Origin of the sequence: Thalassospira lucentensis, from assembly GCF_050516545.1 — a bacterium.
GTDB classification, from domain to species: Bacteria; Pseudomonadota; Alphaproteobacteria; order Rhodospirillales; family Thalassospiraceae; genus Thalassospira; species Thalassospira lucentensis_C.
In genome coordinates this window covers 3,036,250-3,050,764 of sequence record NZ_CP191544.1, presented here as the reverse complement: position 1 = coordinate 3,050,764, position 14,515 = coordinate 3,036,250, and the positions used below count along the sequence as shown (strand labels likewise).

General features: G+C 53.9%; 12 protein-coding genes. 7 read left to right on the top strand and 5 right to left on the bottom strand.

Translation table 11 applies throughout. The annotated features are described in order from the left end of the window. The first annotated feature begins 59 nt into the window (after positions 1 to 59). Both hmgA and ACQ0MK_RS13980 read left to right on the top strand, forming a co-directional pair. Complete coding sequence (gene hmgA / locus ACQ0MK_RS13985) at positions 60 to 1,430, top strand: homogentisate 1,2-dioxygenase (RefSeq protein WP_430473144.1); 1,371 nt, start codon at positions 60 to 62, stop codon at positions 1,428 to 1,430. Positions 1,431 to 1,445: 15 nt separating this feature from the next. Further along, a complete protein-coding gene (locus ACQ0MK_RS13980) occupies positions 1,446 to 2,480 on the top strand; it encodes a fumarylacetoacetate hydrolase family protein (protein ID WP_430473143.1) in 1,035 nt (344 codons plus the stop codon). A gap of 10 nt (positions 2,481 to 2,490) precedes the next feature. Here ACQ0MK_RS13980 and ACQ0MK_RS13975 read toward each other — a convergent pair whose 3' ends face one another. Next, the gene (locus tag ACQ0MK_RS13975; RefSeq protein WP_430473142.1) at positions 2,491 to 4,083 is read right to left on the bottom strand and encodes a gamma-glutamyltransferase family protein; all 1,593 of its coding nucleotides are present in this window, start codon (positions 4,081 to 4,083) and stop codon (positions 2,491 to 2,493) included. Between the two features lie 143 nt (positions 4,084 to 4,226). On the opposite strand from ACQ0MK_RS13975, the gene ACQ0MK_RS13970 reads away from it, so the two are divergent. Beyond that, the gene (locus ACQ0MK_RS13970; protein ID WP_350044148.1) at positions 4,227 to 4,940 is read left to right on the top strand and encodes a GntR family transcriptional regulator; all 714 of its coding nucleotides are present in this window, start codon (positions 4,227 to 4,229) and stop codon (positions 4,938 to 4,940) included. 113 nt (positions 4,941 to 5,053) lie between these two features. Here the strand turns inward: ACQ0MK_RS13970 and ACQ0MK_RS13965 are convergent, their stop codons facing one another. After that, the gene (locus ACQ0MK_RS13965) at positions 5,054 to 5,479 is read right to left on the bottom strand and encodes a nuclear transport factor 2 family protein (protein WP_350044147.1); all 426 of its coding nucleotides are present in this window, start codon (positions 5,477 to 5,479) and stop codon (positions 5,054 to 5,056) included. A gap of 270 nt (positions 5,480 to 5,749) precedes the next feature. Here ACQ0MK_RS13965 and ACQ0MK_RS13960 point away from each other — a divergent pair, with 270 nt between their 5' ends. From ACQ0MK_RS13960 to ACQ0MK_RS13945, 4 genes are all read left to right on the top strand, one after another. Next, positions 5,750 to 6,937 carry an ABC transporter substrate-binding protein gene (locus ACQ0MK_RS13960; protein ID WP_350044146.1) on the top strand — a complete coding sequence of 396 codons (1,188 nt, stop codon included), beginning with the start codon at positions 5,750 to 5,752 and terminating at the stop codon, positions 6,935 to 6,937. Positions 6,938 to 7,041: 104 nt separating this feature from the next. After that, on the top strand, positions 7,042 to 7,917 hold the full coding sequence (locus ACQ0MK_RS13955; protein ID WP_430473141.1) for a branched-chain amino acid ABC transporter permease: 876 nt from the start codon (positions 7,042 to 7,044) through the stop codon (positions 7,915 to 7,917). Positions 7,918 to 7,925: 8 nt separating this feature from the next. After that, complete coding sequence (locus ACQ0MK_RS13950; RefSeq protein ID WP_430473140.1) at positions 7,926 to 10,481, top strand: ATP-binding cassette domain-containing protein; 2,556 nt, start codon at positions 7,926 to 7,928, stop codon at positions 10,479 to 10,481. Beyond that, complete coding sequence (locus tag ACQ0MK_RS13945) at positions 10,474 to 11,694, top strand: amidohydrolase family protein (protein WP_430473139.1); 1,221 nt, start codon at positions 10,474 to 10,476, stop codon at positions 11,692 to 11,694. Before ACQ0MK_RS13950 ends, ACQ0MK_RS13945 begins: the two co-directional genes overlap by 8 nt. A 118-nt stretch (positions 11,695 to 11,812) precedes the next feature. Here ACQ0MK_RS13945 and ACQ0MK_RS13940 read toward each other — a convergent pair whose 3' ends face one another. From ACQ0MK_RS13940 to ACQ0MK_RS13930, 3 genes are all read right to left on the bottom strand, one after another. Continuing rightward, positions 11,813 to 13,150 carry a sensor histidine kinase gene (locus ACQ0MK_RS13940; protein WP_430473138.1) on the bottom strand — a complete coding sequence of 446 codons (1,338 nt, stop codon included), beginning with the start codon at positions 13,148 to 13,150 and terminating at the stop codon, positions 11,813 to 11,815. A gap of 2 nt (positions 13,151 to 13,152) precedes the next feature. Next, entirely contained in the window at positions 13,153 to 13,833 is a 681-nt protein-coding gene (locus ACQ0MK_RS13935; protein ID WP_350044135.1) for a response regulator transcription factor, read from the bottom strand. 91 nt (positions 13,834 to 13,924) lie between these two features. After that, a complete protein-coding gene (locus ACQ0MK_RS13930; protein ID WP_430473137.1) occupies positions 13,925 to 14,500 on the bottom strand; it encodes a nucleotidyltransferase family protein in 576 nt (191 codons plus the stop codon). Between the last annotated feature and the right edge of the window lie 15 nt (positions 14,501 to 14,515).

Sequence of the window (14,515 nt, the reverse complement as noted above, 5' to 3'; positions counted from 1 at the left end):
TATAATGGGTCCTGACGGTTTGTTGTTTTTGCACTTGGCTGCCATTGGGAAATTCCGCCATGCTTGATAAACCAACCCGCGATCAGGCGACGGCTGTATCTGATCAAACGGATCTGCGCTATATGTCTGGTTTCGGCAATGATTTTGAAACCGAAAGCCTTGCCTGTGCCTTGCCGCAGGGGCAAAACAGCCCGCAAAAATGCGCCTATGGCCTGTATGCCGAACAGCTTTCCGGGTCGCCCTTTACCGCACCACGTGGCACCAATGAACGGTCCTGGCTGTATCGCATTCGGCCCAGTGTGCGTCATAACGGCCGGTTTGCTGCCCTTGATCGACCGCACTGGAAAACCGCACCCTGTTTGAATGATCACAGCTTGGCCCTTGGCCAATTGCGCTGGGATCCGGTGCCAATGCCAAAAGACGCGGTCGATTTCGTTGCCGGGATGCGCACCATCACAACCGCTGGCGATGCACTGTCCCAGACCGGGATGGCAAGCCATGTCTATGTGTGCAATGCCGATATGGTCGACGACTATTTCTTCAATTCGGACGGGGAACTTCTGATCGTGCCCGAAACTGGCACGCTTCGTGTCTTTACCGAACTTGGCATGATGGATGTTGCCCCGCTTGAAGTCGCCCTGATCCCGCGCGGCATGATGTTTAAGGTCAGCATTCTTGAAGCGGGCCCTGAAGGCGGTGCGCGCGGTTATGTCTGCGAAAACTATGGCGCGAAATTTACCCTGCCGGATCGGGGCCCGATTGGCGCAAACTGCCTTGCCAATCCGCGTGATTTTAAAACACCTGTTGCCGCCTATGAGGATAAAGAAACTCCCTGTCGCGTTTTGGTGAAATGGTGTGGTCAGTTCCATGTGACTGATATTGGGCACTCGCCGCTTGACGTGGTGGCCTGGCACGGCAATTACACCCCGTTCAAATATGACCTTCGGACGTTTTCACCCGTTGGCGCCATTGCCTTTGATCATCCTGATCCGTCGATTTTTACCGTGCTGACCGCCCCGTCGGACGAGGCCGGAACCGCCAATGTCGATTTCGTGATTTTCCCGCCGCGCTGGATGGTGGCCGAACATACATTCCGCCCGCCTTGGTATCACCGCAACATCATGTCCGAATTCATGGGGCTGATTTGTGGGCAATATGACGCCAAGGAAAAGGGATTTGTTCCCGGCGGGATGAGTTTGCACAACATGATGTTGGCCCATGGCCCAGATGCCTTCGGGTTTGAAAAGGCATCGAATGCCGAACTTGGCCCGCAGAAGCTTGAAGGCACGATGGCCTTTATGTTTGAAACCCGATTTCCGCAGCAACTGACCAAATTCGCTGCCGAACTTGAAACCCTTCAGGACGATTATCTTGAGTGTTGGTCGGGGTTGGAACGCAAATTCGATGGCACGCCGGAAGGCCGTAAATAAAGGCGGAAGAACAAGATGAAACTGGCGACGCTTAAAAACGGCACCCGCGACGGCAAACTGGTTCTGGTCACCCGCGACTTGGCATTTTATGTCGATGCCAGCGCGATTGTACCAACCTTGCAAGCCGCCCTTGATAACTGGGCGGTATTTGCCCCGCGCTTGCAGGAACTGGCCGACGAGATTGATGCCGGATCAACCATCGCCAAACGGATCAAGCTTGATACACAACACCTTCATGCCCCCCTGCCGCGCGCCTATCAGTGGGCGGATGGATCGGCCTATGTCAATCACGTCGAACTGGTCCGCAAGGCCCGTGGGGCGGAAATGCCGCAAAGCTTCTGGACTGATCCGCTGATGTATCAGGGCGGATCTGACAGCTTTCTGGGTCCGCGTGATGATATCGTGATGGCCGATCCCGCGTGGGGCATTGATATGGAAGGTGAGATTGCAGTCATCACCGATGATGTGCCGATGGGCGCCAGCCTTGATCAGGCACGCGATGCCATTCGTTTGATCATGCTGGTCAATGATGTGTCGCTGCGCGGTTTGATCCCCGGTGAATTGGCCAAGGGATTTGGCTTCTTCCAGTCAAAACCGTCCTCGGCCTTCTCACCCGTGGCGGTGACCCCGGATGAATTGGGCGCTGCGTGGGATGGTGGCAAGCTTCATTTGCCCCTGCATGTCGATCTGAATGGCAAACCGTTTGGCCGGGCCAATACCGGGATTGATATGACGTTCGATTTTGCCCAACTGATTGCCCATGCCGCGCGTACCCGCCCGCTGGTCGCCGGAACAATCATTGGCTCAGGCACGGTTTCAAACAAGCTGGATGGCAAGCCGGGAAAACCAATTGCCAAAGGTGGGGCGGGATATTCCTGTATTGCCGAAATCCGCATGATCGAAACCATCGAAAACGGCACCGCAAAAACACCGTTCCTGCAATTTGGCGATCAGGTAAAGATCGAGATGTTTGGTGCAGACGGCGCATCGATTTTTGGCGCGATTAACCAGACCGTCCGCCCGTATTCACCAACGCACGGTGTCGATTAATGCTGGTTGATCAAACGCCAATCGCCATCCCGTCGCTGCGCGGATCATGTGCGCCGTCAACGAACCCGTCATCATCAATTCGAATGATCCCCGCCTGACCGGCAAGGGCGTTTTGGGCTTCGATGGCGCGTAAGATGTGCCCACGCGCGGACAGCGTATCAAACACATCATCACCCGCATCGACTTCAAGTTTCAGGCTGTCATTGGCATCGGAAAATGTCTTGCCCAGCAAGAAGCGCGGCTTGGCCAATGCCTCTGCCGGTGACAATCCAAAATCAAGCAACCGGGTCAGAAGCATCGCCAAGGTTTGTGGCTGTCCATCGGCCCCTTGGGTGCCATACAGCAAATGTGGCTTACCGTTCTTAAGCGCGATACCCGGGTTCAATGTATAGAACGGGCGTTTGCCGGGTTTGATGGTGTTGGGATGGTTGGGATTGGTGCTAAAGGCAGCCCCACGATTTTGCCAGACAATGCCGGTATCGCCGGCAACAACCCCGCTGCCCCAGTCAAAATAGGTACTTTGCAGGACACTGGCGCAATTGCCTTGCGCGTCCTTGGCCGCCAAAAAGACGGTATCGCCATGGCGGAACGGATGGGGCCAATCCATTGCTTTGTCCGGGGAAATGTCGGCCGCGGCAGAAGAAAGGCTTTCAGTGCCAAGCATTGCCGCGAAATCATGCAGGCTAAAATCAGGATCGGCAATCTGATCGCGTTGCAAGAAGGCGCGTTTAATTGCTTCGACCACCAGATGGTAATGATCTGCCGTGCCTTCGGCCCAGTTTTTTGTACCGAGTTCACGCAAAACCCCCATGGTCATCAAGGTTGCCAATCCTTGGGTCGGGGCAGGCGGGGCAAACAATGTCACGTCGCCATAGTCAAGCGATACGGCATCCACTGTTCTTGTGCGGGTTTTGGCAAGGTCGGCCTTGGTAATCGGCGATCCGAGTTTGGACAGGCCATCAACAATCCGGTCCGCCAAGCCACCTTCGTAAAAGTCCCGCGCGCCATGTTTCGCGATGCGTTTCAGGCTATCGGCCAATTGCGGTTGGTAAAAATGCTGACCCGCGATCGGCATTTTGCCATTGGGGGCAAAGATATCGGTAAAGCCCGGCCAGGTGCCAATTTCCTCTTTACGGAAATCAAGCCAGAAACATTGCGACGCACTGATCGGAAAACCGTTTTCAGCCAGATCAATCGCAGGGGCAATCAAATCAGAAAGATTTTGTTTCCCGCCCCAGTTCCGCGCGGAATGATCAAGGGCATGTTGCCATGAATCAACCGTGCAGGCCGTGGTTAGGGTCGAGCCAACCCCGCGCACCGGGATCGGTTTGTTTGGCGTGATGCTATCACCCGCATTTTCGACGGCCTGACCGATGCCCAGGAACGATTGTACTTTGCCTGATGCGTCCGAGACCATCCAGACCGCGTCACCGCCAATGCCGCAGAAATGCGGGTATGTTACCGCTAACATCGCGGCAGTTGCGACAACCGCCTCAATCGCAGTGCCGCCATTCTTCAGGACATCCGCCCCGGCTTGGCTGGCGGCGGTACTTGGGCTGGTGACCATGGCGCGGGGTAATGATGATGGTGTGCGGTCGGTCATAACGGGTTCTTCTTTCTGAGATGGGCGGTTGGCTGGACGGATTGATCGGGCATAGATGTGATCGGGTGTGGCGCAATTGTATGCAATCAACTATACAAACTGAATCGGTTAATTGTATGCAGCATGAAACGTGACGGATAGGCATGAAGGCATCTGACAAGGTTAAGCATCGCACGGACATGATCAGTTCGGCCTTGCGGTCGGCAATTCTCGAACGTGTGTTGATGCCCGGGATGAAATTGCCCGAAGATTCCCTTGGCGAACGTTTCGGGGTGAGCCGGACTCTTATTCGTCAATCGCTTGAACGTCTTGCTGCCGAAGGTCTGATCGAACTTCGCCGCAACAAGGGGGCGATGGTTGCCAAGCCCAGTCTGGAAGAAGCCCGCGATCTGTTTGAATTGCGCACCCAGATCGAAGACCTTGTGATCAGCCGGGTGATCAAGAACATGAACCCGGCGGTTCTGGCCGAACTTGAAGGCCATCTTGCCAAGGAAGTCGAAGCCGAACATGCCTCCGAGCCAAAATCGATCCGGCTTGCGACCGAATTCCATATTTTGCTGGCCAAGCTTGCCGGAAGCCCGGTTTTGCTGCGCTATGTCGAAGAAATCGGCTATCGCTGTGGCTTGACGCTGTCGCTCTATGCCAGACCACACTCGACCGATTGCGGTATTCAGGAACACCGCCAGATTATCGAAGCATTGGCCACCGGGGATGAAGATACGGCGCGCCAATTGATGCGCCATCATCTGACCGCCGTTGCCGACAGGGCATTGTTCACCACCGACGAAGGTGGGCCGCTTTTGTATCTGGACGCGCTTGAACCCTATGCCAAAAAAGTGCGCGACGGCGGGGCATAAAGCAACAGTGCCGCCGCGCACATAACCGCCCGTCCGCAAGAGCAGGCGATTTGGTGTCTGGTGCATTAAATGACCAAAAAGGTTTGATGCAGCGTCATTCATATCGGGCGGGGTTATGCCTTGATACCTTTGCGCACCAAGATGCGTTCGGCACTTTCATTCCAGACATCCATTTTGACGATTTTGCCGTTTTTGATCACAAAACGATCAACATAACGGTTGCCTTCAAACGGGGTGCCGTCTGGCCATTCGCCATAAAGCCATCCCGTGCTGTAAACCACGGTCTGACCATCGGTATTGGCAACGTCAAACTGACCAAACTTCTTTTTCACCCATTTATAACGTGCCGCGTTAAAGGCGGTCGTGCCCGACGGGTGGTCGTATTTCTGACCATCGGTAAAGGTGATCACGACATCATCAGACATGAAAGTCGCGGCCAGTTCCGGGTCAGGCTTCATCGACGCATCAAGAAAATTGCGCACGGTCTGGGCTTCTGGCGGCAGCGTATCAAGCACATTTACCGCGGTCTGCTCGGTCATTTGGAAATCCTCATTTACTGCATGTGATCTGTCGCCAGCATAATACGCGGGCAAAAAATTTGCATGCACTAATTTTATGCAATAATTGCATGCAATTTGCGTATACATAAGGCAAATGGCTTTTGAGGCTTGGTAAGAAATCATCCAAGCCCTTGATTTTCGGGGATTTAGATTCTTGGCACGCTCTTTGCTGCAGTGCGATGGCTATTTGGCGCGCACCGTGAAACTGCGACGACTGAATGCGAAAGTCATATAATCAGGGAGTCTCACATGCCTATTTCTTCGCCTATCCCGAAACTGACGCGCCGTGCCGCCCTTCTGGGTGCTGCGGCTGCAATGATGTTTGCTGCCACCTTGCCTGCCCATAACGCCCGTGCTGATGAAACCGTAAAGCTCGGCCTTGTTGCTGCGCTGAGTGGTCAGTCGGCCAAATCGGGTGAGGCGATTACGCGTGGTATCATGCTTGCGATTGACAAGATCAATGCCGAAGGCGGCGTTCTTGGCAAGTCGCTTGAACTTGTCTCACGTGATGATGAAAGCAACCCGGGCAAAGGTCTGGTTGCTGCACGTGAACTGGTACAGCGCGAAGGTGTTGCTGCGATCATCGGGGGTCTTGATACGCCGGTTTCCTTTGCCATTGTACCTTTCGTCAATCAGCAGAAAGTCCCGTTCATCGGCCCGTGGGCTGCAGGAACCGGGATCACCAAAAACGGTGCTGAAGAAAACTATGTCTTCCGTGTTTCAGCCGTTGATGAATATGTCGACGAAGCGATCACTGAATATCTGATCGCAAATTACGGTGCCAAAAAACCGGGCATGATCCTGATCAACAACCCGTGGGGTGAGTCCAACGAAAAAGGCTTGCTCAAGGCACTTGATAAACGTGGCATGGCCCATGCCGGGATCGAAAAGTTTGAATCCAACGACGTTGACGTTGTCCCGCAGCTGACCCGCCTTAAAGAAAACGGCGCGGATTCCCTGTTTGTTGTTGCCAACGTTGCCCCGACCGCACAGGTGATCAAGTCGCTTGATCGTATGGGTTGGGATGTTCCGATTTCATCGCATTGGGGCCCGTCCGGTGGTCGCTTCACCGAACTTGCCGGCAAATCGGGTGAGAAGGTCCACTTCATCCAGACCTATCTGTTTACCGATGTGGCTGATCCGATGTTTGCCAAACTTCAGGAAAAATATCCTGAAATCAAAACACTGGCTGACGTGACCCCGGCAACCGGTATTGCCAATGCCTATGATGCGACCCTTCTGATCGCAGCGGCGATTGATAAAGCCGGCTCAACCGATGGCCCGGCCATTCGCGCAGCAATGTACGAAATCAGCGGTGTCAAAGGCATGATCAAAACCTATGACACGCCGTTCACCCCGGACGATCAGGACGCGCTTGGTCCGGAAGATTACACCTTCGCGCATTTCGTCGAAGGCCAGATCATTCCGATCAAATAATCCATCTTTTAAACCCGTGTGGCGCGGCCCATCGCGCGCCACACGGGCTTTATCCATTTTTTGAATGATGCACTTTTGTGCAATCCATAAGCAGGCGACTGGCAATGACATTATTAATCGCGGCCCTGATTACCGGTATCGGTCTGGGGAGTATGTACGGGCTGATCGCGCTCGGATTTCAGATAACCTATTCGGTATCCTCAAAGGTCAATTTCGCCCAAGGGTCCATGGTCATGCTGGGGGCCGTACTGGGTTTTGTCTTTTGTGAGAGATACGGTTTCCCGGTCATTGTCGGATATCCATTGGCGATTTTGTGCTGTGGTATTGCCGGTATTCTGGTCGAGTTTTTCCTTGTCCGTCCATTTGCTGTGCGCAATTCGGAAGCCTGGCTTATGGCAACGGTTGCGGGCGGTATTTTGCTTGATAACGCGGTTTTGTTCACCTTTGGCAATGAACCACGCACCTTGCCATCTGCCCTTGTCGGGGAAAGCTGGAATGTGTTTGGCACCGGTGTCTATCCACAACAAATCCTGATCCCGATTGCCGCCATTGGTGTCGCACTGACCCTGCATGCCTTGTTCCGCCGCACCCGTCAGGGACGGGCACTTTGGGCCGTCGTGCAAAACCTTCAGGCGGCCAAGCTAATGGGGATTAACACCACGGTTATGGTGACCGGTTCATTTGCAATCTCATCGATGCTGGCCGGTTGTGCCGGGCTTTTGATCGCACCTTTGTTTTCCGTGCATTCGGATATGGGAACGCTGTTTGGGCTTAAGGCCTTTGCGGTGGCCATTCTGGGCGGCATGACATCGGCCTATAGCGTGATGTTAGCCGGGTTCATCTATGGTCTGGTGGAAGCCGGTGTGACCACCTATCTCGGCTCGTCCTATACCTTTATCGTCGTGTTCGCGCTCGTGATTGCGGTTCTGACCATCAAACCAAGTGGGCTTTTTGGGCGCACGGCGATCAAAAAGGTTTGATGATGAAAATGAAATTCGAATTCAAAAATCCCATTCCCAAACTCAACAAATCCATCGCCCTTGATAGCGTGATCCTACTCGCCGTGCTTGGCGGATTGATCGGTGTTTCGATCACGGGTGGTTATACCCAGTTCATTATCGGTCTTGTCGCGATCTCGACTGTTTTATGTGTCGGCCTGAACGTTCTGTATGGTTTAACCGGGCTGGTCTCGCTTGGTCAGGTTGGCTTCTTTGCCATCGGCGCTTATGCCAGTGCCATCCTGACACTGGCCGGGGTGAATTTCTGGTTATCCTTGATCGCGGCAACACTGATCGCTGGGGTCACGGGCTGTGTTCTTGCGTTGTCTGCTGTGCGCATGGCCGGGCCGTTTTTGGCGATGGTGACGATTGCCTTTGCCTTTATCGTCGAACATGGTGCCATTGAATGGCGGGCTTTGACCGGCGGGCAGAACGGCTTGATGGGTTTCCCGATGCCGGATCTGTTTGGCTATATGTTTAGTGAAAGCGATCTGGTGATGCTGTGCGTCATTCTGGGCGGGGTGGCACTGCTTGCCTTCCGCCGGTTGGCGACCAGTGGCTGGGGCATGGCAATGACCAGCATGCGCGATGCCGAAATTGCCGCCAGTTCGCTTGGCTATAACGCCTTTGCGGTCAAGGCCAGTGGCTTTGCCATTGCTGCGGCCATGGCGGGACTTGCCGGGGCGCTCTATGCCCCCTTGATGATGTTTATTGCGCCATCGAACTTCCCGATCAGCCAATCGATCCTGTATCTGTTTGCGGTCATTCTGGGTGGAGCCGGGACTGTGCTTGGCCCGCTTGTCGGGGCGTCTGTTTCGGTTCTTTTGCCCGAAATGCTGGCTGATTTTGCCGAATATCGTCTGCTGATCTTTGGCGCACTTTTGATTGGTGTTTTGTTGATTGCACCGCGCGGAATTGTCGGTGTGGTTGAACGCTTCATCCCGCTTAAAAAACGCGGTGTAAGCGCAATTCCCGCTGACGAGATCGAGGCCGGGTTAAAAGCCTATGCCAAGTCTGATGGTCTGAGTGCCGAGGATATTTCGATTGCCTTTGGCGGGGTGAAGGCGGTGAACAACGTATCCTTCACCGCCAAACCGGGCGAGGTCACCTCGATCATTGGTCCGAATGGTGCGGGCAAAACCACGTTGCTGAACATCATCAGTGGTTTTTACAAACCAACGGCCGGTGCTGTTCGGATTGACGGACAGGATATTGCCGGTAAGCCGACGGACTTTGCGGCGCGCAATGGCATTTCACGGACCTATCAGGCAACCCGTTTGTTTGAAAATATGTCCGTGATCGATAACGTGATCGCCGGTTTCCCGGTGGGGCGTTTTGGCAAGCCGTTCAGTGCGATTGCATCGGATGAAAACCGCAATCATGCAGCAGGCCTTTTGGCTTTTTGCGGCTATCACGGCGACATTGATGCCCGGGCGGGCGACCTTCCGCATGTGGATCGGCGATTGGTTGAAATCGCAAGGTCGTTGGCGACCAAACCGGGCGTGTTGTTGCTTGACGAACCGGCTGCCGGTTTGATGCATGCCGATAAGGTGTCCCTGGCGAAACTTCTGCGTCAATTGGCCGATGCCGGGATTACGGTGGTTCTGGTCGAACATGACATGGAAATGGTCATGGGAATTTCCGATCAGATTTTGGCTGTCGATGCCGGAACGCCGATTATCTTTGGCGCACCACAGGATGTGCAAAAGGATGCACGGGTGATTGCCGCCTATCTGGGTGATGGCAAAATGAAAGCCCGTCCACGTCCGGTGCCGTTCGAAGCCGGGGCATCGCCGGTGATTGAAACCTTGCGCCTGACCGCGGGATATGGTGCCGCACCGGTCTTGCAATCGGTCGATATCCGGGTTCGCCAGGGCGAGATGGTGGCGCTGCTTGGGGCCAATGGCGCGGGCAAGTCAACCTTCCTGACCGCACTTGCCGGATTGCTGCGCCCGGTAAAGGGCAGCATCGTTTTGAATAACGAATATATCCATGCCCTTGCCCCGCATCAGATCGTCGAACAGGGATTGATCCTTGTCCCCGAAGGACGTCAGGTCTTTCCGGAACTGACCGTGCGCGAAAACATCGAACTGGGGGCTTATAAGCAACCAAAACCGGTGAGTTCCGAGGAACTCGAAACCCTTCTGAACCGCTTCCCGCGTTTGCGTGATCGCATCAACAGCCCGGCTGGTTTGTTGTCCGGTGGTGAACAGCAAATGATGGCGATTGCCCGTGGTCTGGTGGCAAAGCCAAAAGCATTGCTGCTTGATGAACCTTCCCTTGGTCTGGCACCGGCAATGGTCGAAGAACTTTACGCCATTCTGGGCGAGCTTCGCGATGACGGGGTGACGATCCTTCTGGTTGATCAGATGGCGACCATGGCGCTGTCCGTGGCTGATTACGCCTATGTCCTTGAACAGGGACAGGTGGTTGCCGAAGGCAAGGCCGCAGACCTGCGTCAGGATGAACGCCTGATTGCCGCCTATCTGGGCGGCAGCGAAAAGGACGATACAAATCAAAAAAAGGTGGCATGCGAAAATGCTTGATTATCTGGTGAGGAACGCCTGCCTGAATGGTGAAAACGCGCTTGTCGATCTTGCCATTCGGGACGGAAAAATTGTCGAAATTGCCCAATCGATTGCTGCTGAAGCCCCAAGCTTTGATGCCGAAGGTCAGTTGATCAATTGCGGCTTTGTCGAAAGCCATCTGCATCTGGACAAAGCCTGTATTCTTGATCGGGCGAAAAATGAAACCGGCACCCTTGCCGGGGCGATCCGTGCGGTGGCCAATGCCAAAAGCGGTTTTACCGAAGATGACATTTACGCCCGTGGCGCACGGGTGATCGAAAAGGCAATTACCGAAGGCACCAACGCGGTCCGCACCCATGTTGAAATCGATCCGGGCATCGGATTGACCGGCTTTAACGCCATCAAGCGTTTGAAGGCCGACTATGCATGGGCGATGGATATTGAAATTTGCGTCTTTCCGCAGGAAGGGCTGTTTAATTATCCCGGGACCGAAGAATTGCTGCGCGACGCCTTGGATAATGGTGCGGATCTGCTGGGCGGCTGTCCGTATATGGATACCGATCCGAATGGCCAAATTTTGCGGTTGTTCGAGATGGCGCGCGAATATGATGTCGATCTGGATTTCCATCTGGATTTTGATCTTGATGGCAGTTGGCGGCATCTTGATGAAGTGGCGAAACAATCAATTGCCTTTGGCTGGCAAGGCCGGGTGATGATTGGTCATGTGACCAAACTTTCGGTCCTGCCAAAGCCGGAATTGGAAGACACCATTGCCATGATGCGTGATGCGGGCATTGGCTTGACGGTGTTACCGGCAACCGATCTTTTCCTGACCGGGCGCGATCATGATCATTCGGTTCCAAGGGGGGTGGCCCCGGCACATAAACTGGCTGCACATGGTGTGTGTTGCACGATTGCAACCAATAATGTGCTGAACCCGTTTACACCTTATGGCGATTGTTCGCTGTCACGCATGGCAAACCTGTATGCCAATGTCAGTCAGCTTTCGACCGAAGCAGAACTTGAAAACTGCTTTGCCATGGTCGCGGATGCCCCGGCCAAATTGCTGGGCCGGTCCAGCAAAATCGCAGTTGGCGAAGCGGCAAACTTCATCGTCCTTCCGGCGCAAAGCCGGGCCCAGGTGGTTTCGGAAATCAGCCGCCCGGTTTGGGGGATGAAAAATGGTCGGGTGACGTTCGATCATCCCGCCGCCCGACTGCACCGGCCCTAAATCCTCATACAAAACAAACGGGACAGCCAAAAGGCTGTCCCGATAGTTTGACGGTCAGGTTTCCGGATTGGATCAACCGCGCACAGGCAGGGTCATGTGATTGGCCGCGATCACGGAATTATTCGCCAGCCAGTTCCACAACAGATTGAACCAGCTTGTCTGCGCCGGGGTCAAAGGTGACCGACATGCCGCCATTGGCAAGATGTGTTGGCGTGCAATCCCAATCAAGCCGTTCACAAATCCGGCGGACAAGATGCAAACCAATGCCTTCGCCCTGTGGGGTGGTGCATTGGCCATTGCAGGTCGAAATGGTGTTTTCAACGCGGATTTCACTGCCGGTAAGCGTGATGGTGACTTGGCCTTTTGGGGTGTGCTGGAACGCGTTGCGGATCAGGTTGGAAACCACAATCATCAGGGCCGGGCGCGATACTGCAATTAATGTGTCGGGGTGATCGGGCGTGAAGCTGCATGTGACATGCTTTCCTTCCATCAAATAGGAAAGGTCGCTGATTTCCTGTTCGATGAAGGCTGGGAAATTAAGGGTTTCGGTTTCGCTTAAGGGGGTGTTTTCACGTCCCAGCCACAACAGCGTTTCAAGCAATTGCTGCATGTTACGATTGGCACGTTTGATCCGGGCCAGAACACGTGCCTGTGTCTGGTTGAGCGGGCTTTTTTCAAGCAGTTCGACATTGCCCGAAACAATGGTCACCGGGGTGCGCAATTCATGGCTGGCTTGGCGCAGAAATTCACGTTCACGGGCGACAAACCGGTCAATCTCATCAACGGATCGATGCAGCTCATGGGCAACATCGTTCAGTTCTTCAAACCCGAAATCGGGAATGGGGTCATTCAGACGGTCTGCGGTCAGGTTGTTGGCCCAGCTTTGCAGATGTTCGGATGGTTGGGTCAGGCGTTTGCCGATGATCCACAGGAACCATGCGAAAATACCAATCACGATCAGGGCAAAGGGAACGGACAACCATGCCAGATTATGCAGCCGTTCAAAAAACACGCTTTCGCCGTCACCGGCATGGTAGGTCTGCAAAATCAGGATTTCGCGCCCATCCGCCAAGCGATGCGGAAACACCAGAAAGATCGGATTTTCCGGGTCTTTCTGGTCGGTATATTGATCCGTGTTGATGTAGAAAAGCTCGCCAAGTTCGAGGTTATTCGGGCTTGCATAAGCGCGCAACTCTGCGGGCAGCTCGTCAAAACGTTCAAAGGATTCAATATTGAAACCCTTGGGCAAGGGGGCGTTGGGATCGCGGGCAAGCTGATCGTCATATTGTTCGGCAATCAGTTGAAGCTGAAAGGAAGCCACCATCCATTTGCCATAGAGCATGTAGAAGTTCAGCACCGCCGTATAGAGAACCAGCGTGATCACCAGACCCAGCAGCACGTAATTACGCACAAAGCGGGAAAAGGATTTGGTTTTTGGTGCACAACAGGTGTTCATGACTACTCGCGAAGGGCCACGCCTTGGCCCGGTATGGTGTGGATCAGATTTTGCTCAAACGGTTTGTCGATCCGATGGCGCAATTTGTAAAGATGCGTTTTCAGCGCATTGGTATCGGGCGGGTCGCCCTGCCACAGTGCCATCGACAGGCGCGAGCGCGTTACAACACGCGGGCTGTTTTGGGCCAAAACTTCCAAAATCGTCCATCCGGTTGGCGATACACTGATGACTTGACCTGATCGCATGACAGACCGGTTTTCAAAATCAATCATAAGGTCTTGCAGGGCAAAACGCTTTACCTCGCCGCTGCGCCGACGTGAAAGGACACGGGTGCGCAGCAGAAGTTCTTCCAATTCAAACGGTTTGACCAGATAATCATCGGCACCGGCATGGAAACCTTCGACCTTATCTTCAAGCGTATCACGCGCAGTTAACATCAAGATGGGCGTATCAATGCCTTCATCGCGAAGGGCGCGACAGATGCTAATGCCGTCGCGAAATGGCAACATGATATCCAGCAAAATGACGTCATATTCGCCGGTTAATGCTTGTTGATAGGCGGTTTCACCATCATAGGCATGGTCGCACTCAACCCCTTCAATCGTCAGATAGTCACTGACGGTTGCGGCAAGGTCCATATTGTCCTCGACCAGAAGGACCATGATGTTGGCAGTGGCTTTCATTCACGTTATCTCTTTATCTGCGCCATCTCAGCATGGCGCAATTTCAATCCAAGGTCAGCTTGAAACATTCACGATGTCGCTGGCCCTATGATTACCCCGTCTGACTTTGCAGGGCTTTCAGATCATTAACTGTATCGATATCGATGGCGGCATTTGGCAGATCAATCCCGATAACGTCATGGTTTGATCCATTCAGCATTTTACGGGCACCAGACGCACCTGACAGGGTTTGAAGCGTTTTAAACATATGGGATGGGAAAATCGCCGGGACACCAAAACCATCCTTATGGCGCGTCGCAAGGATGTGTTGCTGGTCAAACGCTGCAATCAGTTTGGTGTAATCGCCAACGGTCAGTTTCACCTGATCACACAGGGTGATCAAAACACCGTCAAAACGGCCTTGGTCAGCAATGGCTGACATGGCGCATGCGATTGAGCTTCCCATGCCTGCCGCCCAGTTTTCATTGCGAATGATATGGGCAGCAGCGCCAAGTACCGGGGCGACTTCATCGGCAAAAGCCCCCAAAACCACAAAGGTTTCCATGGCCGTTGTGGTGTTAAGCGTATCAAGCGCATGGCGGATCATGGGTTTGCCATTGATCAATGCCAATTGTTTGCGCCCGCCAAACCGCGCACTTTCACCGGCCGCCAAAATCAGGGCAGCCAAGTGTGGTTTGGGTTT